This is a genomic window from Streptomyces sp. NPDC093586, assembly GCF_044764905.1.
Classification (GTDB): domain Bacteria; phylum Actinomycetota; class Actinomycetes; order Streptomycetales; family Streptomycetaceae; genus Streptomyces.
The window spans coordinates 1-21,567 of sequence record NZ_JBIWJA010000050.1 but is presented as its reverse complement, the minus strand read 5'-3'; the positions used below and the strand labels follow the sequence as shown (position 1 = coordinate 21,567).

Here is a 21,567-nt window from a genome sequence, read left to right as displayed (position 1 = left end):
GCGTGTCCGGGGCCCGCAGCGGGCGCAGGGGGAACCTTCCCCTTGACCGTGGGCACCTGGAGACTGGGATCTTGAGGTGTCAGAGGAAGCAGCGCCAGGTGGGGAGCAAGTACACGAAGCGGTACACCGAGGAGTTCGAGCGGGACGCGATCGCGCTCGTCGGCGCCTCGGGCAGGACGGTCACCGCCGTCGCCCGGGAGCCCGGCATCAGCTCCGAGTCCCTGCGCGGCTGGTACCGCCGGGCGAAGGCGGACCGGGGCGAGGACGGGCCCGGCGAACCGAGCAGTGCCGAGCGCGAGGAGCCCAAGCGGCTGCGGCGGGAGAACCGCGAGCAGCAGCAGACGATCGAGGTCCTGAAAAAAAGCGACCGCCTTCCTCGTGAAGGAGAACGACCGGTGGGCGAGCTGTGCCGGTTGGTCCATGCGGAGAAGGCGACCTGTCCGATCGTCCGGCTGTGCCGGGTGCTGAAGGTCGCCCGCTCCTCCTGCCACGCGTGGCGCGAGGGCGAGGCCGCCCGCCGCGCCCGGCAGGCCGCCGACGACGCGCTCGCGCACGAGATCACCGTGGTGCACGTCGCCTCCCGCCGCACCGACGGGGTCCCGCGCATCCACGCCGAACTGCGGCGTCCGGGGCGGCGGGTGAACCGCAAGCGCATCGCCCGCGTGATGCGCGAGCGCGACATCCGGGGCGTCACCCGGCGCGAGCGCCGCTCGTCGCCCCGGCCCGATGTGAGGGCGAAGCCGGCCCCTGGCCTGATCGGCCGCGACTTCCACGCCGAGCGGCCCGGGACCAGGCTGGTCGGCGACATCGCCTGTCTGCCCACCGCCGAGGGCCGGCTCCGCGTCGCCTGATCCGATGCCCTCTCGCAGGGGCTCAGCCGAGGCGGCGGATCGGGGTGCCGGTGAGGTAGGCCTCGATGTCCTCGACCGCCTGGCCGTAGTACGTGGCGTAGTTGCGGTGGGAGACGTAGCCGAGGTGCGGGGTGGCCAGGAGGCGGGGGGCCGTGCGCATCGGGTGGTCGGCGGGCAGGGGTTCGGTGTCGAAGACGTCGACGGCCGCGCCCGCGATGCGGGCCTCGTGCAGGGCGGTGAGCAGGGCGTCCTGGTCGACGAGTGCCGAGCGCGAGGTGTTGATCAGGTAGGCGGTCGGCTTCATCAGGGCGAGTTCGGGGGCGCCCACGATGCCTCGGGTGGTCTCGCCCAGGACCAGGTGGAGCGAGACGAAGTCGCCGGTGCGGAGCAGTTCCTCCTTCGAGGGCGCCAGTTCGACGCCCGCCTCGTCCGCGCGCTCCTCGGTGAGGTTCGGGCTCCAGGCCGTGACCTCCATGCCGAAGGCGAGGCCCACCCGCGCCACCCTGCTGCCGATCCTGCCGAGTCCGAGCAGGCCGAGGCGGCGGCCGTGCAGGTCCGCGCCGACCGTCGACTGCCACGGGCCGCCCGTGCGCAGGGCGTCGTTCTCCGGCACGATGCCGCGGGCCAGTCCGAGGAGGAGGGCCCAGGTCAGTTCCACCGGTGGGGTGGGGGAGCTCTGCGTGCCGCAGACCGTGACGCCGCCCCGTTCGGCGGCCGCGTGGTCGATGACGGAGTTGCGCATGCCGGACGCGACGAGCAGCTTCAGCCGGGGGAGCCGGTCGAGGAGGGAGGCGGGGAACGGGACGCGTTCGCGCAGGGTCACGACGATGTCGAAGTCGGCGAGGGCGGTGGCCAGTTCGTCCTCGTCGGTGAAGTGCTCGGTGAAGGTGGTGACCTCCACCCGGTCGGTGACGGGGCTCCAGTCGGCCACGGTGGTGGCGACGCCCTGGAAGTCGTCGAGTACGGCGCAGCGAAGTCGCATGGCAGTCCTTTCTCGTGTGGCCGGTGTCCCCACCGAGGCGTGGGCGGACGCCTCCGGTGTGGTGGGGGTGTCCGGGCTCGGTGGCGGCGGTGGCCTCGGTGACGCACGGTCTCCTCGGGAACGGCACCCGGCGCTGACGCCCCGGTGCCGGGGCCGGGGGACGGGGGACAGACACCCCTCGGCCCCGGCACCCGCCGGTACTCCCGCCCCGGGCCCGGCCACCGCCTCCACCGGGCGAAGCCGCGGGCGGGACATGCCGGGACGGCCCCGTGTCCGGCCGAAGGGCGGCGGCGGCCACGGGGTTGTCCGGGGCGTCCTGCCTCAGCGAACGAGACCGATCGCCTCGATCTCGATCATCCACTCGGGATCGGCGAGTGAGGAGACTTCGACGAACGACTCCGCGAGGTGCGGCTTGTCCGGGAAGTGTTCCGCGCGCAGCCTGGCGAAGACGTCCTGCTGCGTGATGTCGGTGACGAACACCGTCGCCTTGACCGTGTCGGCGAGGCTGGAGCCCGCGTTCGTCAGCACTGTGGACAGGTTCGCGAGTGCCTGACGGGCCTGGGCCTCGAAGTCCCCCTTGCCGACCGTGGCCCCTCGGGCGTCGATCGGGGCCTGTCCCGACGTGAAGACCAGGTTCCCGACCCGGATGCCGAGCGAGATGCCGGCCGACTCGTACCAGTCGGGCTCCGCGGAAACAGGCACTCGTTCGACGGCGGGCTGTACAACGGACATGATGGTGACGCTCCTTCGAATTTCTCCAGTGGAGCCGAGTGCCGCGATCGCCACCCGACGTGACCCGCATGCGACAGCCGCGGTGGGCCGCGATCCATTCCTGAACGCGGGAACCAAGGACGCTCCGAGGACTCGCCACAGCCCCGGCCGCGGCATCCGTCGCCTGGTCCGAAGGGCAGACCCAGTGGTGCCGGGCCCGGCCGCCCGCGTCAGTGGCCGGCGGGCCGCCGGATCGGTCCGGCGTCGCCGTGCGAGCAGTCCATGGCGGCGACCGCGGAAGACCGTGGAAGCCCGAGTCCGATCGGGGTCAAGCGTCCCGTGGGCCGACTCCGCGTCGGCAAAGGCACGGTGGGAGCGGGCGTAGCGTAGGTGGTATGACGACGTACGGATCCTTCCCCGGAACCCGGCCGCGGCGGCTGCGGACCACCCCCGTCATGCGTCGGATGGTCGCCGAGACCCGGCTGCATCCCGCCGACCTGATCCTGCCCGCCTTCGTGCGGGAGGACGCGAGCGAGCCGGTGCCGATCGGGGCGATGCCCGGGGTCGTGCAGCACACCCGGGACAGCCTGAAGAAGGCCGCCGCCGAGGCGGTCGAGGCCGGGATCTCCGGGATCATGCTGTTCGGCGTGCCGGAGGAGGCCAAGAAGGACGCCCTCGGCACCGCCGGGACCGACCCGGACGGGATCCTCCAGGTCGCCCTGCGCGACGTGCGGGCCGAGGTCGGGGACGACCTGCTCGTCATGTCCGACCTGTGCCTCGACGAGTTCACCGACCACGGACACTGCGGCGTGCTCGACGACCGGGGGCGGGTCGACAACGACGCCACCCTGGAGCGATACGCCGAGATGGCGCAGGTCCAGGCCGACGCGGGCGCCCATGTGGTGGGCCCCAGCGGGATGATGGACGGGCAGATCGGGGTCGTCCGCGACGCGCTCGACCAGATCGGGCGGGAGGACGTCGCGATCCTCGCCTACACGGTCAAGTACGCGTCCGCCTTCTACGGGCCCTTCCGGGAGGCCGTCGGGTCCTCGCTCCAGGGGGACCGGAAGACCTACCAGCAGGACGCCGCCAACGTCCGGGACGCGATGCGGGAGCTGGCCCTCGACCTGGAGGAGGGCGCCGACATGGTGATGGTCAAGCCGGCCGGACCCTACCTCGACATCCTGGCCAAGGTCGCCGAGGCCGCGGACGTGCCCGTCGCCGCCTACCAGATCTCCGGCGAGTACGCGATGATCGAGGCCGCTGCCGAGAAGGGCTGGATCGACCGCGACCGGGCCATCCTGGAGTCGCTCACCGGCATCAAGCGGGCCGGTGCGCGCAACATCCTGACCTACTGGGCCACCGAGGTCGCGCGCACGCTGCGCTGAGCGGCCTCGGTCTGCCCCTCGCGCAGGAGGCACGGGGACCCCTTCAGTATTCGAGGGCGTGGTCCACGCCGGTCTGCCAGTAGGTGACCGTCAGCGCGGTGTCGACGTGCACGCCGCCGGCGGGCAGGGCGACCGTGGCGACGGAGCCGTCCTCGAAGGGGATCGTGAGGGTGTTCGTCTCGTAGCCGTTCTCGCCGCTGCCGTCGCCCGCCGACAGCAGGACACCGGCGTAACCGGACTCGCCGGGCGCGACCCCGGTCAGCGCCTGGGGCTTGCTCGCCTCCGCGACCGTCGGCACCGCCTGGGCCTCGCCGAAGCGGGCGGCCGGGTACGGCGGCAGCATGCACGTCTTCGAGCCGGTGTTGGTGGCGGTCAGCAGCAGGTGGTTGAGCGGGCGGGACACCTTCTGCGCGGTGATCTTCACGTCGGACGCGGAGCACTTGCCGGGGACGGGGGTGTCGTCCTGGCCGCCGCCCTTGCCGCTGTCCTGCGCGCCGGTGCCGGTCTTGCCGCCGCCGGTGGAGCCGGCCGAGCCGCCGGAGCCGCCCTTGCCGCCGGTGCCCGTGGACCCGCTGGAGCCCGTGCCCGAGCCCGTCGTACCGGACGTGGCCTTGTCCCCGCCCGTGGAGGCGGTGGCGCCGGCGGACGGAGGGGTCTGGCCCGTGGCCGTCGCGGAGGAGGACGGGGCGCTCTCGGCGCCCGTGTCCGAGCCGCCCTCACAGGCCGTCAGGGCGAGTGCGGCCAGCGCGACCGTGGTGGCGGCGAACAGGCGGGTGCGGGTGGTGCGTGCGGACATGGCTGGGCCCCGTTCCGGTGGAAGTTGGGTGAGCCGCTCGACCGTTCGCCGGGAGCGGCTGCTTGGATGACCACAGCTTGGGGTCCGAGTCGTCCCGTGCGCCAGCGGTGGCGCGTCATGCGGGACAATGGGATGCCGAGAGTGGCTCTGACCTGGGGAAACGACATCCCTCTGGGATGCGGTACGGGGATGCGGGGAGAGGGAGAAACGGTGGCTGGGGACGACTTCGCGGAACTGCTGCGGGAGCTCAAGGAGCGGTCCGGGCTCAGCTTCGGGACATTGGGCAAGCGGCTGCACATGAGCGCGTCCACCCTGCACCGCTATGTCAGCGGGGAGGTCGTACCCGTCGAGTTCGCGCCCGTCGAGCGGCTGGCCCGGGTGTGCCGGGCGACCCCCGAGGAACTGCTCGAACTCCACCGCCGCTGGATCCGCGCGGACGCGCTGCGCGGCGTGAAGAAGGCGGAGGAGAAGGCTGCGGGGAAGGCGGAGGAGAAGGCGGAGGAGAAGGCTGCGGGGAAGGCGGAGGAGAAGGCTGGGGAGAAGGCTGCGGGGAAGGCGGAGGAGAGGGCTGGGGAGGGGGAGGCCGGGGCGCAAGAGGTCGCCGTCGCCGGGGCCGCCGCCGAGGTCGCCGGAGCGGACGAGGGGGCCAAGGCCGCCGAGAACGCCGGTGATGCCGGCGACGCGGAGGAGAGCGGATCCCCGGCCTCGTCGGCCTCCCCGGCACCCGGGGCACGGCCCGCGCCGGACGGGCCGTCGGCGTCGGCCGCGTCGCTCGCGTCGGCCGCACCGGGGGCGCCGTCGGCGTCGTCTGCTCCGTCCGCGTCCGACGCGCCGTCAGTATCGCTCGCACCGCCCGCCCGTGGCACGTCGTCCACCCCGCCCGGCCCGCCCGCCCCGTCCCGGCCGCGGCGTCGGGTGCCGCGTGCCGCCCTGTACGCCGCGACCGGCGTCGTCGCCATCGCCGGGGCCGTGGCCCTCGTGGGGAACCTCGTGCCGGGCGACGGCGGCGACGACGGGCGGCGCGGTCCGGCCGGGGTCGCCGAGGCCGCCGTGTCGCCCTCCGCGTCGGTGTCCGGGACCGCCACCCGGTCGGCGTCGCCCAGCGCGAGCGCCTCCGCCTCGGCGTCCACGTCCCCCTCCCTGCCCCCCTCTGTGTCCCCCTCGGCGTCCGCGACGCGCCAGAGCACGGCCGTGCCGAGCCGCCGCGCCCCCGCCAGTGGCCCGGCGCTGACCGTGGCGACCACTCCGTACTACTGGGACGTTCCCTGCGACCACGCCTTCCTGGTCGACCGCAGCCCGAAGAACGTGCTGCGCCCGCCCTCGCAGCAGGACTCGGTCGGCTGGGCCACCGCCTACGGCGCGGTCTCCGCGGACCGGCAGACGGTCGTCCTCACCGTGCAGGGCACCGGCGAGGAGACCGTGGTCCTCAATGACCTGCACGTCCGCGTGGTGAGCAGCGGGCCGGCGCTGGACTGGAACCAGTACGTGATGGGCAACGGCTGTGGCGGCGGGGTGGACACCGCGGCCTTCGACGTCGCGCTCGACCTGGGCACCCCGCTGGCGATGCCGGTGGCGGGGCAGCGGGACTTCCCGTACAAGGTCACCGAGTCCGACCCCGAGGTGTTCCACGTCAGGGCGCACACCAGCGGCCACGACGTCAGTTGGTACCTGGAACTGGAGTGGTCGAGCGGCGACCGGCACGGCATCATGCGCGTCGACGACCATGGCAAGCCGTTCCGCACCAGCGCGTCGAAGGGCGACTCCTCCTACGTGTATCCCCTGGGCGGCAACGCCTGGGAGGAGGCGGCCGAGGAGGACTGACCCGTGCACGTGTCCGCATCACGGAAAGCTCCTTGTAGACGGCACGTACTTCCCTAGGCTGCGGACATGACAGTGACCCAGGACGCCGCCCCCACCGCCACCGCACCCCTGCCGCCGCTCGCCGCGCGGACCCGGTCGATCGGCGGTTCGCCGGTACGGGACATCCTCGCCGTCACCGCCCGCCCCGAGGTGATCAACTTCGCGGGCGGGCTGCCGGCGCCCTCGCTGTTCGACGCGGAGGGCATCGCCGCCGCGTACCGGGCCGTCCTCACCGAGGAGCCCGCGCAGGCGCTCCAGTACTCCACCACCGAGGGCGTGCCCGCCCTGCGGGCCGCGCTCGCCGCCCGTATCTCGGCGCGCGGGCCGGCCACCGACGCCGACGACATCCTGGTCACCACCGGCTCGCAGCAGGCACTGTCGCTGCTCGCCACCGCCCTGATCGAGCCGGGCGACACGGTCCTCGTCGAGAGCCCCTGCTACCTGGCCGCCCTCCAGACCTTCGGGTTCGCGGGCGCCCGGGTGATCGCCGTGCCCGGTGACGAGGACGGGGTGGACCCCGTGGCGCTGGAGGAGCTGGTGGTGCGCGAGCGGCCCAAGCTGCTCTACACCGTGCCCACCTTCTCGAACCCGACCGGCCGCACCATGCCCGCCGCCCGCCGGGCCGCCGTCGCCGAGGTCGCCGGCCGGTGCGGGCTGTGGATCGTCGAGGACGACCCGTACGGGGAGCTGCGCTTCGAGGGCGAACGGGTGCCGTGGATCGCCTCCTACGAGGGCGCCCGGGACCGCACCGTGCTGCTGGGCTCCTTCTCCAAGGTGATGGCCCCCGGCCTGCGCCTGGGCTGGCTGCGGGCGCCCGCCGAGCTGCGCCGGGCCTGCGCGGTCGCCAAGCAGGCCGCCGACCTGCACACCCCGACCGTCAACCAGCTCGCCGCCGCCCGGTACCTGGCCGACAGCGACCTGGACGCCCACGTCGCCCGCGTCGCCGCCGCCTACGGGGAACGCCGGGACGCCATGCTCACGGGCCTGGCGGACGCGCTCCCGGCGGGGTCGGTGTGGACCCGGCCCGAGGGCGGCATGTTCCTGTGGGCGCGGCTGCCGGAGGGGTACGACACCACGGCCCTGCTGCCCGAGGTGGTCCGGCACGACGTGGCGTACGTCCCCGGCGCCCCCTTCCACGCCGGTGAGCCCGACCGGGCCACGATGCGGCTGTGCTTCGTCACCCAGACGCCGGACGAGATCGCGGAGGGGCTGCGGAGGCTGGGGAAGGCGCTGGGGGCCTAGCCCTTCCGGCCTAGCCCTTCCGGCCCAGGTCTTCCGGCCCAGGTCTTCCGGCCCAGGCCGGAAGGCGGGCCCGGATCCGGCCGCGGTCGGCGGACGGGGCGGGTGGTGCGTCCCTAGGGTGGTCGTATGGCTGACAGCGCACCGACCACACCGTTCGACCTCGACGCCTACCTCGGGCGGATCGGCTGGGAGGGGGAGCGACGGCCCGACGCGGCCACCCTGCGGGGCGTCCACCTCGCCCATCTCAGGGCCATCCCGTTCGAGAACCTGGACGCCCTGGGCGGCAGGGCCCCCTCCCTGGCCCCCGCCGACCTGATGGCCAAGCTGGTCCACGGGCGGCGGCGCGGCGGGTACTGCTACGAGCACAACACCCTCTTCGCGCTCGCCCTGGAGGCGCTCGGCCTCCGGGTGACCCGGCTGACCGCGCGGGTCGTCGTCGGCGCCGACCGGTTCGAGGACCGGCCCCGCACCCACATGGCCCTGCTGGCCGAGGTCCCCGGCGAGCCGCTGCCCTACCTGGCCGACGTCGGTTTCGGCGCCGTCGGGTCACTGCTGGAGCCGGTGCCGCTGACCGCGGACACCGAGTTCCACGACGCCGGGCGCCGGCACCGGCTGGTGCACGTACCGCACCGGGGCCCGCTGGAGATGTGGGTGCTCCAGGCCCACGGGGCGTCCGCGGAGGCCGGCTGGCAGGCGCAGTACGCCTTCACGCCGGAGCCGTTCGAGCAGCCCGACTACGAGGTCATCAACTGGCACATCGCCACCAACCCCCGGTCGCCCTTCGCCCGCCGCCCCTACGTGCAGCGCCTCACGGCGGACGGGCACCTGCTGCTCGACGGCGACCGCCTCACCGCGACCGGCGCCGACGGCACGGTCACCGAGCGCAAGGTGACGGACGGGGCGGCGGTCCGCCGGGTGCTGGCGGAGGACTTCGGCATCGACGCGCCCGAGGACCTGACGCTACCGGGGTGAGGGCGTCCGGGGCGTGGCGGACGGGCGCACACGCGCGTCGACGCACTCCCGTTCCCCGTCGGCCGCCGCCGGCCGGAAGCAGGCCCGCACGACGGCTCCGGGGCGGGTCGCGGTCATGACGGTGTAGACGTAGGACTCCGCGTCGACCTCGTCCGCGACCTTTGCGCGGCGGGTCGGACCGTCCGCCGTCATCTCCAGCCGGTCGCCGATGTGCGTACCCCACATCCGGGCCCAACTGGCGCGGCACCGGTCGCTGTAGCGCAGCTCCATGCGGGCGCCGGTCGCGGTGCGGTGCGTGGCGAGGGTGTCCGGGCCGGCTCCGCAGAACATGTGCATCGGGTCCTGGCCCTCACAGGCGTCGCCGCGGCAGCGGGGACCGGGGGCGGACGGCGCGGACGTCGGCGGTCCCGGCTCGCCCTGCCGGTGCGGCAGCAGGAGGAGCGCCGAGGCGACGCCGCCCACGGTGAGGGCGCACACCGACACGACCACCGCCGCCAGTCTTCCCCTGCCGGCGGACGACCGCGCGTCCCCGGCCGGCTGCGCCGCGTCCTCAGGCCGCGGGGGCCGAGGGGACCGCGACGGCCCAGGCCCGGCAGACGCGGGGGCGGGCCGGGCCGCGCGTCCGCTCCACTCCGACTCCGCGATCTCCCACAGCGCCAGCAGCCGCCCGTCCGGCTCCCGGGCGAGCCGACACAGGTCCCGCACGGCCTGGCGCGGCGGCATGGCCTTGCCGTTGAGGTAGCGCTCCCAGGACGACTTGCTGTACGCCGTGCGCTCCGCCAGCCCCGCCAGGCTCAGCCCCGTGCGCGTCCGCAGCTCCCGCAGCGCCGTGGTCAGCCGGGTCCCTTCCGGCGTCACGTCGGCGCCGCTTCCCGCAGGGCCTTCCAGGTGTGCGGGCCGATGATGCCGTCCTCGACCAGCCCGTCCCGCTTCTGGATGCGCTTGACCGCGCGCTGCGTCAGCGGGCCGTAGATCCCGTCGACCTCACCCGGTGAGATGCCCGCCCGGCGCAGCAGGCACTGCGCCTCGGCCACCTCCGGACCGGCGTGGCCGTCCGCCAGGATGGCGTCCTGTGTCCGGCTGTTGCCCGCGTACCAGCGGCCGTCGACCCGCTTCATCCGGCAGGTGTAGGTGACCGGCGAGCGGGATGCCGCAGCGGTGGCCGGGGCGGGCATGGCCGTCGTCGCGGTACTGCGGCCGTGGTCGCCGTCACCGGAACCGGAGGTGCCGGTGAACCGCACGGCCAGCAGAACGCTCGCGGAGACGGCCAGCACCAGGGCGACCACACCCGTCACGACGGCGACGCGCGTCGGACGCCGCCGGGTCTCCTCGCCGCTGGGCGCGGCCTCGGCCCCCGTGGTCTCCGGCTCGGCGGGCACGGCACCGCGCGTGCGCGCCCAGCACTCGGCGGCGACCTCGTGCAGCGCCAGCAGCCGGGCCGGCTCGGCACCGGTGATCCGGGCCATCGTCTCGACGGCCTCCCGCGGCGGCAGCGACCGGCCGTTGAGGTACCGCTCCCACGACTTCGCGCTGTACCCCGTCTTCGCGGCCAGTTGCCGTGTGCTCAGGCCGGCGTGGTCCTTCAGGTGCCGTAATCGCACCACCAACCGGTGGACGCGCGGATCAAGTTCGGCGGGCAGTTCCTTCCAACGCGACATGTTCCCCCACTCGCGTCCGCGGGGCCCTTGGTCGAGAACCCCGTTTCTCGGGACGTAGTGTGCATCACCCACCACGGTGCGCACCGGACCGCGGTTCCCGCACCCGCTGGGAATCGGCCACCGGACCGTCCCGCCGTGCCGACTTCACGGATGGTGTCCCCGCAGGTCAGCGCGTGGGACGTCCCGTGTGCGCGTCACTTTTGCGGTGACCGTGGTGGTCTTCGGGGTGGTCCCGGCATCGTCGTTGACGAACCGGCCGCAGTGGTCGGACCAGCCCACCGGAAGGGAAGAACCACATGCCCATGACCGCGACACGCAAGCGCCTCTCGCTGATGGTGGCCACGGCGGCCCTCGGCACCGTCCTCGCCGTCCCGGCCACGGCCGTGGCCGCCGAGCAGGCCACCGACGCGGCAGTCTCCGCGCAGGCCTACTCCTGCAACATCAAGAACGTCAACGGACAGAAGCGGGCCGGCTACTACAGCGGCAACACGACCGTCCCGTCGTCCACCAAGGTCACCAATGCGGGCATCGAGGCCCAGTGCATCCTCAAGGCCATGGGTTACCCGACCGGCACGGTGGACGGCGTCTTCGGGACCAACTCCAAGGCCGCGATGCGGAAGTTCCAGGGCGACGTCAACAAGGTCTACGGGCGCAAGGTCCTCGACGTGGACGGTCTGCCCGGCCCGAAGTCCTGGCCGTACCTGCGCATGTACTGGTAGGCCGTCGGCCGGCTTCCGGACACACCGCGGCCCGTCCTCCCCCGGGGGAGAGGACGGGCCGCGTGCCGCGCTCGAACGCGCGGTCGCTCAGAGCCGCTCGGGCGTCCTGATGCCCAGCAGGGCCATGCCCCGGTGCAGCGTGCGGGCCGTGACGTCGCACAGGAACAGGCGGTTCTCCACCTGCTCGGGCGTCTCGGCCTTCAGGACCGGACACTTGTCGTAGAAGGACGTGTACAGGGACGCCAGCTGGTACAGGTACGCCGTCAGCTTGTGCGGGGCGTACTCCGCGGCCGCCTCGAAGACCGTGTCCCCGAACGCGTCCAGGTGCAGGCCCAGCGCCCGCTCCGCGTCGTGCAGGCCCAGCTCCGGGTGAGCGGCGGGGCGGACCTCGCCGGCCTTGCGCAGGATCGACTGGATCCGGGCGTAGGCGTACTGGAGGTAGACGGACGTGTCGCCGTTGAGCGAGACCATCTGGTCCAGGTCGAACTTGTAGTCGCGGTTCGGCGACGTCGACAGGTCCGCGTACTTGACGGCCCCGATGCCGACCTGCGCGGCCCGCTCCTGGATCTCCTCCTCGGTGAGGTCCCGCGCCTTCTCCCGGACGACCTCCGCCGCCCGCTGCACCGCCTCGTCCAGCAGGTCCTCCAGCCGCACGGTCTCGCCCGCACGCGTCTTGAAGGGCTTGCCGTCCGCGCCGAGCACCGTGCCGTAGCCCATGTTGTGCGCGGTGACGTCGTCGTTCAGCCAGCCGGCCCGGCGGGCCGCCTCGAAGACCATCTTGAAGTGCAGCGACTGGCGTACGTCGACGACGTACAGCAGCGTGGTCGCGTGCAGGTCCTGGACGCGGTTGCGGATCGCGGTCAGGTCGGAGGCCGCGTAGCCGAAGCCGCCGTCGGCCTTCTGCACGATCAGCGGGACCGGCTGGTCGTCCTTGCCGCGGATGTCGTCGAAGAACACCACGAGCGCGCCCTCGGAGCGCACCGCGACACCCATCTCCTCCAGGAGGCGGGCGGTCTCGGGCATGCCCTCGTTGTACGCGGACTCGCCGACGATCTCCTCGTCGCGGATCTCCATGTCGAGCTTCTCGAAGACGGAGTAGAAGTAGACCTTCGACTCGTCCACGAACTGCTGCCACAGTTCGAGCGTCTCCTTGTCGCCGGACTGGAGGGCGACGACCCGCCTGCGGGCCCGCTCCTTGAACTCCTCGTCCGAGTCGAAGAGCGCGCGCGACGCCTTGTACACCCGGTTCAGGTTCGACATGGCCTGCTCGCCGTCGACGTCCTCGGCCGGGGCCAGCTCGCCGGGGTGCTCGAACAGGTACTGGATGAGCATGCCGAACTGGGTGCCCCAGTCGCCGATGTGGTGCCGGCCGATCGTCTTCTCGCCCGTGAAGTCGAGCATGCCGCGCAGGGCGTCGCCGATGACCGCCGACCGCAGGTGACCGACGTGCATCTCCTTCGCCACGTTCGGCTGGGCGTAGTCGACGACCGTGACGCCCGCGTCCTCCTTCAGCGGCACGCCGAGGCGCTCGCCGTCCGCGTACCGCGCGGCGAGGTTCCCGATGATGGCCCGGTCGCCGATCCTGATGTTCAGGAAGCCGGGTCCGGAGACCTCGACGTCCGCGATCAGGTCGCCGGTGGTGATGTGCGAGACGACCTCGGCCGCCAGCTCCCGCGGGTTCGCCTTGGACTTCTTGGCCAGGGCGAGGATGCCGTTGGCCTGGTAGTCCGCCCGGTCGCTTCGTCGCAGCAGCGGGTCGACGCCGACGGCCTCCGGCCGGGTGGCCGTCAGGGCGGACGCGAGGTGCTGCTGGACGGAGTCGCTGAGGGACGTGACCGAGGCCATGGAGGGATTCGCCGTTCTGCTCGGGTTCCGGGAGTACTACGGAAACCGAGTATCCCACGCGGTGAAAAGCGGTTTTCGCGGATGCGGCCCGGGCTGGGAGAATGAAGCGGACGGCCGTGCGACCGTACCGGTCGCCCGGGCTGCACTTCAGGAACTCCAGGGAAAGAGGACGTGCCGATCGTGGCTCAGAGCACAGAGACCACCGACTGGGTCTCCCGTTTCGCGGACGAGGTCATCGCCGAGTCGGAGCGTCGTGCCCCGGGCAAACCGGTCGTCGTCGCGTCCGGGCTGTCCCCGTCCGGCCCCATCCACCTCGGCAACCTGCGCGAGGTCATGACCCCGCACCTCGTCGCCGACGAGATCCGCCGCCGCGGCCACCAGGTCCGGCACCTGATCTCCTGGGACGACTACGACCGCTACCGCAAGGTGCCGGCGGGCGTCCCCGGCGTCGACGAGACCTGGGCCGAGCACATCGGCAAGCCGCTGACCTCCGTCCCGGCCCCGCAGGGCTCCTCCCACCCGAACTGGGCGGAGCACTTCAAGGCCGCGATGATCGCCTCGCTCGCCGAGCTGGGCGTGGAGTTCGACGGGATCAGCCAGACCGAGCAGTACACCTCCGGCGTCTACCGCGAGCAGATCCTGCACGCCATGCGGCACCGCCAGGACATCGACGCGATCCTCGACCAGTACCGGACCAAGAAGACCCCGGCGAAGAAGCAGCAGCAGAAGCCGGTCGACGAGGCCGAGCTGGAGGCCGCCGAGGGCTCCGGCGCCGCCGCCGAGGACGACGGCAGCTCCGGCTCCGCCGGGTACTTCCCGTACAAGCCGTACTGCGGCAACTGCGAGAAGGACCTGACCACGGTCACCGCGTACGACGACGACTCGACCGAGCTGACGTACGCCTGCACCGCGTGCGGCTTCTCCGAGACGGTGCGCCTGAGCGAGTTCAACCGCGGCAAGCTGGTCTGGAAGGTCGACTGGCCGATGCGCTGGGCGTACGAGGGCGTGATCTTCGAGCCGAGCGGTGTCGACCACTCGTCCCCCGGATCGTCGTTCCAGGTCGGCGGGCAGATCGTCGGCATCTTCGGCGGCAAGCAGCCCATCGGCCCGATGTACGCCTTCGTCGGCATCAGCGGCATGGCGAAGATGTCCTCGTCCAAGGGCGGCGTGCCCACCCCGGGCGACGCGCTGCGGATCATGGAGCCCCAGCTGCTGCGCTGGCTGTACGCCCGCCGCAAGCCGAACCAGTCCTTCAAGATCGCCTTCGATCAGGAGATCCAGCGGCTCTACGACGAGTGGGACCGCCTGGACGCCAAGGTCGCCGACGGCACCGCGCTGCCCGCCGACGTCGCCGCCCACGCGCGCGCCGTGCGCACGGCAGCCGGTGACCTGCCGCGGACGCCCAGGCCGCTGCCGTACCGCACGCTCGCCTCCGTCGCCGACATCACCGCCGGCCACGAGGACCAGGCGCTGCGCATCCTCAGCGAACTCGACCCGGCCAACCCGCTGGGCTCGCTGGACGAGGCCCGGCCGCGCTACGACAAGGCCGAGGCGTGGATCAACACCCACGTCCCCGCCGACCAGCGCACCATCGTCCGCGCCGAGCCCGACGCCGAGCTGCTCAAGTCCCTCGACGAGCCGTCCCGGGCCTCGCTGCGGCTGCTGCTCGACGGACTCGCCGACCACTGGTCGCTGGACGGACTCACCCACCTCGTCTACGGCGTGCCCAAGGTCCAGGCCGGGTTCTCCGCCGACGCCACGCCGAAGGAACTGCCGCCGGAGATCAAGACCGCCCAGCGGACCTTCTTCGCGCTGCTGTACCACCTGCTCGTCGGCCGCGACACCGGCCCGCGCCTGCCCACGCTGCTGCTGGCGGTCGGCCAGGACCGGGTACGGACCCTGCTCGGGGAGTAGGCGGCCCGGCACGACGAGAGAAGGGGCGCCCGGCCGGGCGCCCCTTCTCACATCGCTCTCCGCGCGGTCCGCTACGCGGTTCCTCGGGTGCTCAGCGGGTCAGTGCGAAGCCCGCGAAGAGAACGCCGACCACACAGACGGCGAAGAAGGCGAGATGCCGGCGCGGGGGCCGGATGTGGTCGGTCGCCTCGCCCCTGCGCCACCGCTCGAGGATGTCCTTGAACATCTTCCGCTGGGGGAACAGCCCCAGGAGCAGAGCGATGTGGGCGCACGAGTACATGACGAGCGCCTCGCTCAGGCCGAAGCCGTTGAGCCGGCAGACGACGATCATGAACACGCCGCAGGTGACCATGACGACCGGGTAGGCGATACGGAACTTCCGGAAGGGGATCCAGCTGCCCAGCAGGCAGCTCGACAGGGCTGTGGCGGCCGCCGGCAACAGCCAAGCGACGGGCACGGAATCGAGCATGCGGTGCCTCTCTGCCCAGGCCGGTCACCGGCCGCCTCGGCGGCGACCGGCGGTGCCCGTCAGGCGATGTGGTTCTCCTCCAGCTCCGCGTTGAAGCGGCTGGAGAAGTGGACGACCAGGCGCTTGGCCTCCGCGTCCGGGAGGGATATGCCGTACGTCGCCTCGATGTTCTCGCCGAACTCCCGCGGCGTCGGGAAACTGTCGTCGATCGACCGCTTGAAGACCTGGTAGTACGCGTCCTCGTCCGGCTCCGCGACCGGGACACCGGCCCCCTCGCCCAGTTCGCGCGCGCGGCCCGGGGCGACCGGGACGGGGAAGCCGCCGGTCTCCTCCGGGGAGGGCTCCTCGGCGGGCGGCTCCTCCTCGTACTGGTCCCGGTACTCGTCGGCCTGCTGCTGCTCCTCGTACCACTGGGCGTACTGCTCGGCCGGGTCGTACGTCGGGTCGTAGCCGCCCTGGTACTCGACCTGGCGGGGCGTGTTGAACCAGGGGCTCTGGTCGTCGTCGGGCCCGGGCACCGCCTCCGGCTCGCGCGCCGGCCGGGCCGCCTGCCCGCCGGGGACCAGCTCGGGGCGCTTCTCCGCCGCGGGGGCCGCCGTGGGGGACGGCGCCTCGGCCTGCGGCTGCGGCTGCGGCGCGGGCGGCAGCAGCGACGGCTCGATGCCCGCCGCCGCCAGGCCCGCCGGGGCCGTCTGTGCGAGGGGGACGCCGTAACGGGCCAGACGCAGCGGCATCAGGGACTCCACCGGGGCCTTGCGGCGCCAGGCGCGGCCGAAGCGGGAACGCAGCCGGGCCTGGTAGACGAGACGTTCCTGCTCCAGCTTGATCACCTGGTCGTAGGAGCGCAGCTCCCACAGCTTCATCCGGCGCCACAGGAGGAAGGTGGGCAGCGGGGAGAGCAGCCAGCGGGTGAGGCGGACGCCCTCCATGTGCTTGTCGGCCGTGATGTCGGCGATCCGGCCGACCGCGTGCCGCGCCGCCTCGACGGACACCACGAACAGGACCGGGATCACCGCGTGCATGCCCACACCCAGCGGGTCCGGCCAGGCCGCCGCGCCGTTGAACGCGATCGTCGCCGCCGTCAGCAGCCACGCCGTCTGACGCAGCAGCGGGAACGGGATGCGGATCCAGGTCAGCAGCAGGTCCAGGGCGAGCAGCACGCAGATGCCCGCGTCGATGCCGATCGGGAACACGTAGCTGAAGTCGCCGAAGCCCTTCTTGAGGGCCAGCTCGCGGACCGCCGCGTACGAACCGGCGAAACCGATCCCGGCGATGACGACGGCACCGAAGACGACCATGCCGATCAGCACGCGATGCGTCCGTGTCAGCTGAAGTGGCGCGGCCACCCGTACTCCCCTCCCAGTGCCTGTTGGTGCGCGCAACAGAGTGGCACATGTGTGCGGGTGGCCGGGCGGCCGGTCGGGTTCCCCCGGAGCACTAGGACTTCGTCGCGCTCTTCGACGGGCGCTTCGAGGCACCGCCCGGGGCGTCCTCCGCGTCACCGTCGGAGGTGTCCTCCGCGGAACCGCCGGAGGCTCCCTTCGACGGTGCCTCCGACGCCTCCTCCGACGCCGACGGGGAGCCGCTCGGCGCGCCGCCCGCGCCGTTGGCCTTCGCCACCGCGGCCACCGCCTCCTTGGCCGCCTTCTCGGCGGACTTCGTCAGGTCGTCGGCGTCCGGCGTCTTGTCACCGGCCAGGCCCGCACCGTTGTAGTCGACGGTGACGACGACGTTCTCGACGCGCGCCACGACCGTCTGCTGCTTGAAGGCGCCTTCCTTCTTCTTCAGGTCGTAGCGCACGACCGCGGCCTCGTCGCCCGTACCGCTCACCGGCGTCGTCTTCACACCCTGCGCGCCCTCGAAGGTCTGCGCGTCCTGAAGCTGCTTCAGGTACTGGTCGCGCGCCAGCTTGTCGCCCGCGCCGCGCGTCACGTCCGACTCGAAGCGCAGCAGCGACACGCTCAGCCAGCGGTACTGCGAGCCCTTCACCCCGTTGTCGTTGAGGCTGTCCCAGGAGCAACTGCCGCGCGTCGACGTGTCGCTCGACGTGCCCTCCTTGCCGGAACCGGCCTTCGGCACCAGCTCTTCCAGCGTCTTCTTCGAGAACACCGAGCACGGCTCGGGCAGTTTCCCGTACGCCGCCGCCCGCACCGTCGGGGACGGGCTCGCGGACTTCGACGCGGCCGCGCTCTCCGTGGCCTTGCCCTCGTCCTTGCCGTCGCCGGAGCCGGAGTCCGAGGAGCAGCCGGCTGCCACCAGCATCACGGGTACGGCGGCCGCGCAGACAAGAACGCGGGTGAGTCGCTTCGCTCGCTGGTCATGCTGGGCTCGTCGCTGCATGGTTCCTTCACTCATGACACTTGTGGTTCCTGCGTTCGGATCGGGTCCGAGGGGTCACGGTACGCGGTGGGCGCCGCGAGCTGTCCGGCCCTCCGCACCGCACGGACGGACCGCGCGGTGCCCGGGCCGGGCTCAGCCACCCAGCGAATCCGCCAGCTGGGAGGCGAGTTTCCGCGCCCTGTCCTGCATTTCCTCGCTGTCGGGCACGACCCCGACCGTCGCCGACTGCTCCGCGTACTCGATGGTCACCATCACGTTCGACGTGCGGAACGCCACAGTCACCGTGCGTCGTTCCGCCGTCGAACCGGAGCTGTTCAGCTCGTCGTCCAGGAACGCCTCGTCGCCCAGGTCGTCCAGGAGACGCGGCTGGAGGTCGGTGGACGGCCCGTCGGAGGCGGACGGACTCGACGAGGGCGAGGCGGGCGACACGGATCCCGAGGCCGACGCGGACCCCGAGGCCGACGCGGAGGGCGGGGCGCTCGGACCGGTGGACGACGCGCCGGGCGACGGGGTGCCCGACGGGGAGCCGGAGGCGGACGCGGACCCCGAGGCCGACTCCGAGGCGACCGGCTCGGGCAGGTCGGCCGCCTCCACCCGCCGGGCGAAGAGCTGCTCGGCCTCGTTGTCGTCGCTCACGGAGCCGTCGTACGACACGACCCGCTCGAAGTCGACGAAGAGATGGTCGGTGGCGTCCGCCGACTCGACCTTCCAACGGCAGCCGACCTTGCGGTCGGTGTCGTACGTGAGCGTCGGCTCACCCGCGTACGCCTTCTCGCGCTGCCGCTCGTCCGCGATCTCCCGGATACCGGGCAGCAGCGAGTCGAGCGTCTTGTGGCCGACCACGCGGCACGGCTGGGGGAGCGTGCGGTACTTGCCGGGCCGGGCCACCTCGGTGGCGACACCGGGCCGGCCGGGTTGGGAGTGGTCCGTTGTGGCGCCACCCTCCGAACCGCCGGTGCAGCCGGCCAGCAGCGCCGCCAGCAGGGCGGCGACGCCGGGTACGTAGGCCTTCCGCTGCACGGTGCGGCTCCTCTCGCCGGTGTGGCTGTGGTCGGGACTCCAGTGTCCCCGCTGGTTATTCGCTTGCCGCGCGGGGGCGGCCCCTGCAGACAATGTGTATCGCACGCGCCGCCGTGAACGCCGGTCGGCCGTCTCTTTGGCTGCCCTTGGTGCCGGGTTGTGTGCTTCGAGGCTTTTGTTTGTTTTCCGGGGGAATGAGGACGACATGTCGTACGTGGAGATGCCGGGCGCGAAGGTGCCGATCCGTATGTGGACCGACCCGGCGACGGTCGAGGACGTCGCGCTGCAGCAGCTGCGCAACGTCGCGACGCTGCCGTGGATCAAGGGCCTGGCGGTCATGCCGGACGTGCACTACGGCAAGGGGGCGACGGTCGGGTCCGTGATCGCGATGCGGGGCGCGGTGTGCCCGGCGGCGGTGGGGGTGGACATCGGCTGCGGGATGTCGGCGGTGAGGACGTCCCTGACGGCGAACGACCTCCCGGGCGACCTGTCGCGGCTGCGGTCGAAGATCGAGCAGGCGATTCCGGTGGGCCGCGGGATGCACGACGATCCCGTCGACCCGGGCCGCTTCCACGGGCTGGCGACGGCGGGGTGGGACGACTTCTGGGGGCGGTTCGACGGGGTGGCGGAGGCGGTCAAGTTCCGGCGGGGACGGGCGGCCAAGCAGATGGGTACGCTGGGAGCCGGGAACCACTTTGTTGAGCTGTGCGTAGATATGTCCGATTCGGTTTGGCTCATGCTCCACTCCGGTTCCCGCAACATCGGCAAGGAGCTGGCCGAGCACCACATCGGCGTCGCCCAGAGTCTTCCGCACAACCAGGGCCTGGTCGACCGCGACCTCGCGGTGTTCGTCGCGGACACCCCGCAGATGGCGGCGTACCGCAACGACCTGTTCTGGGCGCAGGAGTACGCGAAGTACAACCGCACCCTCATGATGGCGCTCTTCAAGGATGTGATCCGCAAGGAGTTCAAGAAGGCGAAGCCGACCTTCGAGCAGGAGATCTCCTGCCACCACAACTACGTGGCGGAGGAGCGTTACGAGGGCATGGACCTGCTGGTGACCCGCAAGGGCGCGATCCGTGCGGGGTCCGGGGACTACGGGATCATCCCGGGCTCCATGGGCACGGGTTCGTACATCGTGAAGGGCCTCGGCAACGACAAGTCCTTCAACTCCGCCTCCCACGGCGCGGGCCGGCGCATGAGCCGGAACGCGGCCAAGCGGCGCTTCTCCACGAAGGACCTGGAGGAGCAGACGCGGGGCGTGGAATGCCGTAAGGACTCCGGGGTCGTGGACGAGATCCCGGGCGCCTACAAGCCGATCGAGCAGGTCATCGACCAGCAGCGCGACCTGGTGGAGGTCGTGGCGAAGCTGAAGCAGGTCGTCTGCGTGAAGGGCTGACGCCCGGGTCCCCGCCCGGCGTCAGCCCTCGCGGTGGACCTTCGTGTTCGACGCCTGGGCGCGGGGGCGGACGACCAGGAGGTCGATGTTGACGTGGGCGGGGCGGGTGACCGCCCACATGATGGTGTCGGCGACGTCGTCGGCGGTCAGGGGCTCGGCGACGCCCTGGTAGACCTTGGCCGCCTTCTCCGTGTCGCCGCCGAAGCGGGTCAGGGCGAACTCGTCGGTCTTGACCATGCCGGGCGCGATCTCGACGACGCGGACCGGGCGGCCGACGATCTCCAGGCGGAGGGTCTCGGCGAGGACGTGCTCGGCGTGCTTGGCGGCGACGTAGCCCGCGCCGCCCTCGTAGGTGGCGAAGCCCGCGGTCGAGGAGACGACCACGACCGTGCCGTCGCCGCTCGCCTCCAGCTTGGGCAGCAGGGCCTGGGTGAGGTTGAGGGTGCCGATGACGTTCGTCTCGTACATGCGGCGCCAGTCGTCGGGGTCGCCGGTGGCCACCGGGTCGGCGCCGAGCGCGCCGCCCGCGTTGTTGACGAGGACGCCGACCGCCTTGAACGCCGTCGCGAACTCGTCGACCGCCGCGCGGTCGGTGACGTCCAGGGGGTAGGCCGTCGCCTTGTGGCCGGCGGCCTGGATCTCCTCCGCCAGCGCCTCGATGCGGTCCTTGCGGCGGGCGGTGAGGACGACGCGGTAGCCGGCGGCGGCGAGCTGCCGGGCCGTGGCGGCGCCGATGCCGCTGCTCGCACCGGTGACGACGGCGATGCGGGAGGCGGCGGACGGGGCGGCTGCGGTGGCCATGGGCTGCTCCTTGGTTCGTACGACCGGTCGCCGCCCAGGGTAGTCAGCCGCCGTCGCGCGGCGCCCACATGATCAGGGCCATCCCGGCCAGGCAGACCAGCGCGCCCGCCACGTCCCAGCGGTCGGGGCGGTAGCCGTCGGCGACCATGCCCCACAGGATCGAGCCGGCGACGAAGATGCCGCCGTACGCGGCGAGGATGCGGCCGAAGTGGGCGTCGGGCTGGAAGGTGGCGACGAAGCCGTAGGCGCCGAGGGCGAGGACGCCGCCGGTGGCCCAGAGCCAGCCGCGCTGTTCGCGCACTCCCTGCCAGACCAGCCAGGCGCCGCCGATCTCGAACAGGGCGGCGACGGCGAACAGGGCGGCGGAGCGCAGGACGAGCATGCGGGCAGCTTCGCACGGCGGGCGCGGGGGCCGGGCGGGAGAGGGGGGTGGAATAACGGCCGGGGGCAGGTCGTTCGACCGGTATAGTTGAAGCGTCAACAACTTGGAGGTTGAGCGACCATGCAGTTCGGCATCTTCACCGTCGGCGACGTCACCCCGGACCCGACCACGGGCCGGACGCCGACCGAGCGTGAGCGCATCAAGGCCATGGTCGCCAT

20 protein-coding genes are annotated in these 21,567 nt (G+C 72.4%); 8 read left to right on the top strand and 12 right to left on the bottom strand.

Annotated elements, in window-relative coordinates; translation table 11 throughout:
* The first annotated feature begins 98 nt into the window (after window positions 1-98).
* A complete protein-coding gene (locus tag ACIRFH_RS32955; protein ID WP_403529046.1) occupies window positions 99-851 on the top strand; it encodes an IS3 family transposase in 753 nt (250 codons plus the stop codon).
* Between the two features lie 22 nt (window positions 852-873).
* Here ACIRFH_RS32955 and ACIRFH_RS32950 read toward each other — a convergent pair whose 3' ends face one another.
* Window positions 874-1,833 (bottom strand): D-2-hydroxyacid dehydrogenase family protein, encoded by a 960-nt coding sequence (locus ACIRFH_RS32950; RefSeq protein WP_403529042.1) that lies wholly within the window; start codon window positions 1,831-1,833, stop codon window positions 874-876.
* Between the two features lie 321 nt (window positions 1,834-2,154).
* On the bottom strand, window positions 2,155-2,565 hold the full coding sequence (locus tag ACIRFH_RS32945; RefSeq protein WP_403529039.1) for a RidA family protein: 411 nt from the start codon (window positions 2,563-2,565) through the stop codon (window positions 2,155-2,157).
* Between the two features lie 374 nt (window positions 2,566-2,939).
* Between ACIRFH_RS32945 and hemB the strand changes: the two genes are divergently transcribed.
* Window positions 2,940-3,932 carry a porphobilinogen synthase gene (gene hemB, locus ACIRFH_RS32940; RefSeq protein WP_403529036.1) on the top strand — a complete coding sequence of 331 codons (993 nt, stop codon included), beginning with the start codon at window positions 2,940-2,942 and terminating at the stop codon, window positions 3,930-3,932.
* Window positions 3,933-3,975: 43 nt separating this feature from the next.
* On the opposite strand, the gene ACIRFH_RS32935 is transcribed toward hemB, so the two are convergent.
* Window positions 3,976-4,728 (bottom strand): DUF4232 domain-containing protein, encoded by a 753-nt coding sequence (locus ACIRFH_RS32935; protein ID WP_403529033.1) that lies wholly within the window; start codon window positions 4,726-4,728, stop codon window positions 3,976-3,978.
* Window positions 4,729-4,938: 210 nt separating this feature from the next.
* Here ACIRFH_RS32935 and ACIRFH_RS32930 point away from each other — a divergent pair, with 210 nt between their 5' ends.
* The 3 genes from ACIRFH_RS32930 (at window position 4,939) to ACIRFH_RS32920 (ending at window position 8,802) form a co-directional block, all read left to right on the top strand.
* Complete coding sequence (locus tag ACIRFH_RS32930) at window positions 4,939-6,549, top strand: helix-turn-helix domain-containing protein (protein ID WP_403529030.1); 1,611 nt, start codon at window positions 4,939-4,941, stop codon at window positions 6,547-6,549.
* Between the two features lie 66 nt (window positions 6,550-6,615).
* The gene (locus ACIRFH_RS32925) at window positions 6,616-7,830 is read left to right on the top strand and encodes a PLP-dependent aminotransferase family protein (RefSeq protein ID WP_403529027.1); all 1,215 of its coding nucleotides are present in this window, start codon (window positions 6,616-6,618) and stop codon (window positions 7,828-7,830) included.
* A gap of 126 nt (window positions 7,831-7,956) precedes the next feature.
* Window positions 7,957-8,802: an arylamine N-acetyltransferase gene (locus ACIRFH_RS32920; RefSeq protein WP_403529024.1), complete on the top strand. Its 846-nt coding sequence runs from the start codon at window positions 7,957-7,959 to the stop codon at window positions 8,800-8,802.
* Here the strand turns inward: ACIRFH_RS32920 and ACIRFH_RS32915 are convergent.
* The gene (locus ACIRFH_RS32915) at window positions 8,791-9,660 is read right to left on the bottom strand and encodes a DUF2690 domain-containing protein (protein WP_403529021.1); all 870 of its coding nucleotides are present in this window, start codon (window positions 9,658-9,660) and stop codon (window positions 8,791-8,793) included. The two genes, ACIRFH_RS32920 and ACIRFH_RS32915, sit on opposite strands and share 12 nt — an antisense overlap.
* Window positions 9,657-10,460: a peptidoglycan-binding protein gene (locus tag ACIRFH_RS32910; RefSeq protein ID WP_403529018.1), complete on the bottom strand. Its 804-nt coding sequence runs from the start codon at window positions 10,458-10,460 to the stop codon at window positions 9,657-9,659. Before ACIRFH_RS32910 ends, ACIRFH_RS32915 begins: the two co-directional genes overlap by 4 nt.
* A 302-nt stretch (window positions 10,461-10,762) precedes the next feature.
* On the opposite strand from ACIRFH_RS32910, the gene ACIRFH_RS32905 reads away from it, so the two are divergent.
* Entirely contained in the window at window positions 10,763-11,179 is a 417-nt protein-coding gene (locus ACIRFH_RS32905) for a peptidoglycan-binding protein (protein WP_403529015.1), read from the top strand.
* A gap of 87 nt (window positions 11,180-11,266) precedes the next feature.
* Here the strand turns inward: ACIRFH_RS32905 and argS are convergent, their stop codons facing one another.
* A complete protein-coding gene (gene argS, locus ACIRFH_RS32900) occupies window positions 11,267-13,024 on the bottom strand; it encodes an arginine--tRNA ligase (RefSeq protein ID WP_403529012.1) in 1,758 nt (585 codons plus the stop codon).
* Between the two features lie 171 nt (window positions 13,025-13,195).
* Between argS and lysS the strand changes: the two genes are divergently transcribed.
* The gene (gene lysS / locus ACIRFH_RS32895; RefSeq protein ID WP_403529009.1) at window positions 13,196-14,938 is read left to right on the top strand and encodes a lysine--tRNA ligase; all 1,743 of its coding nucleotides are present in this window, start codon (window positions 13,196-13,198) and stop codon (window positions 14,936-14,938) included.
* A gap of 91 nt (window positions 14,939-15,029) precedes the next feature.
* Here lysS and ACIRFH_RS32890 read toward each other — a convergent pair whose 3' ends face one another.
* The 4 genes from ACIRFH_RS32890 to ACIRFH_RS32875 form a co-directional block, all read right to left on the bottom strand.
* A complete protein-coding gene (locus ACIRFH_RS32890) occupies window positions 15,030-15,395 on the bottom strand; it encodes a hypothetical protein (RefSeq protein WP_403529006.1) in 366 nt (121 codons plus the stop codon).
* A 71-nt stretch (window positions 15,396-15,466) separates the two neighbouring features.
* Complete coding sequence (locus tag ACIRFH_RS32885; RefSeq protein WP_403529003.1) at window positions 15,467-16,753, bottom strand: DUF2637 domain-containing protein; 1,287 nt, start codon at window positions 16,751-16,753, stop codon at window positions 15,467-15,469.
* A gap of 91 nt (window positions 16,754-16,844) precedes the next feature.
* On the bottom strand, window positions 16,845-17,762 hold the full coding sequence (locus ACIRFH_RS32880; RefSeq protein WP_403529000.1) for a DUF3558 family protein: 918 nt from the start codon (window positions 17,760-17,762) through the stop codon (window positions 16,845-16,847).
* A gap of 117 nt (window positions 17,763-17,879) precedes the next feature.
* On the bottom strand, window positions 17,880-18,767 hold the full coding sequence (locus ACIRFH_RS32875; RefSeq protein WP_403528998.1) for a DUF3558 domain-containing protein: 888 nt from the start codon (window positions 18,765-18,767) through the stop codon (window positions 17,880-17,882).
* A gap of 205 nt (window positions 18,768-18,972) precedes the next feature.
* Here ACIRFH_RS32875 and ACIRFH_RS32870 point away from each other — a divergent pair, with 205 nt between their 5' ends.
* The gene (locus ACIRFH_RS32870; RefSeq protein ID WP_403528995.1) at window positions 18,973-20,166 is read left to right on the top strand and encodes an RtcB family protein; all 1,194 of its coding nucleotides are present in this window, start codon (window positions 18,973-18,975) and stop codon (window positions 20,164-20,166) included.
* A 21-nt stretch (window positions 20,167-20,187) separates the two neighbouring features.
* Here ACIRFH_RS32870 and ACIRFH_RS32865 read toward each other — a convergent pair whose 3' ends face one another.
* Window positions 20,188-20,967 carry an SDR family NAD(P)-dependent oxidoreductase gene (locus tag ACIRFH_RS32865; protein ID WP_403528993.1) on the bottom strand — a complete coding sequence of 260 codons (780 nt, stop codon included), beginning with the start codon at window positions 20,965-20,967 and terminating at the stop codon, window positions 20,188-20,190.
* Window positions 20,968-21,010: 43 nt separating this feature from the next.
* The gene (locus ACIRFH_RS32860; RefSeq protein ID WP_403528990.1) at window positions 21,011-21,349 is read right to left on the bottom strand and encodes a YnfA family protein; all 339 of its coding nucleotides are present in this window, start codon (window positions 21,347-21,349) and stop codon (window positions 21,011-21,013) included.
* Window positions 21,350-21,567: the final 218 nt, after the last annotated feature.

Excerpts from the sequence above, each read along its gene's own strand:
- ACIRFH_RS32945 (WP_403529039.1), bottom strand. The coding sequence starts at position 2,565 with ATGTCCGTTGTACAGCCCGCCGTCGAACGAGTGCCTGTTTCCGCGGAG.
- ACIRFH_RS32950 (WP_403529042.1), bottom strand. The coding sequence starts at position 1,833 with ATGCGACTTCGCTGCGCCGTACTCGACGACTTCCAGGGCGTCGCCACC.
- ACIRFH_RS32865 (WP_403528993.1), bottom strand. The coding sequence starts at position 20,967 with ATGGCCACCGCAGCCGCCCCGTCCGCCGCCTCCCGCATCGCCGTCGTC.
- ACIRFH_RS32935 (WP_403529033.1), bottom strand. The coding sequence starts at position 4,728 with ATGTCCGCACGCACCACCCGCACCCGCCTGTTCGCCGCCACCACGGTC.
- ACIRFH_RS32870 (WP_403528995.1), top strand. The coding sequence starts at position 18,973 with ATGTCGTACGTGGAGATGCCGGGCGCGAAGGTGCCGATCCGTATGTGG.
- hemB (WP_403529036.1), top strand. The coding sequence starts at position 2,940 with ATGACGACGTACGGATCCTTCCCCGGAACCCGGCCGCGGCGGCTGCGG.
- ACIRFH_RS32860 (WP_403528990.1), bottom strand. The coding sequence starts at position 21,349 with ATGCTCGTCCTGCGCTCCGCCGCCCTGTTCGCCGTCGCCGCCCTGTTC.
- ACIRFH_RS32910 (WP_403529018.1), bottom strand. The coding sequence starts at position 10,460 with ATGTCGCGTTGGAAGGAACTGCCCGCCGAACTTGATCCGCGCGTCCAC.
- ACIRFH_RS32920 (WP_403529024.1), top strand. The coding sequence starts at position 7,957 with ATGGCTGACAGCGCACCGACCACACCGTTCGACCTCGACGCCTACCTC.
- argS (WP_403529012.1), bottom strand. The coding sequence starts at position 13,024 with ATGGCCTCGGTCACGTCCCTCAGCGACTCCGTCCAGCAGCACCTCGCG.
- ACIRFH_RS32905 (WP_403529015.1), top strand. The coding sequence starts at position 10,763 with ATGACCGCGACACGCAAGCGCCTCTCGCTGATGGTGGCCACGGCGGCC.
- ACIRFH_RS32925 (WP_403529027.1), top strand. The coding sequence starts at position 6,616 with ATGACAGTGACCCAGGACGCCGCCCCCACCGCCACCGCACCCCTGCCG.
- ACIRFH_RS32880 (WP_403529000.1), bottom strand. The coding sequence starts at position 17,762 with ATGAGTGAAGGAACCATGCAGCGACGAGCCCAGCATGACCAGCGAGCG.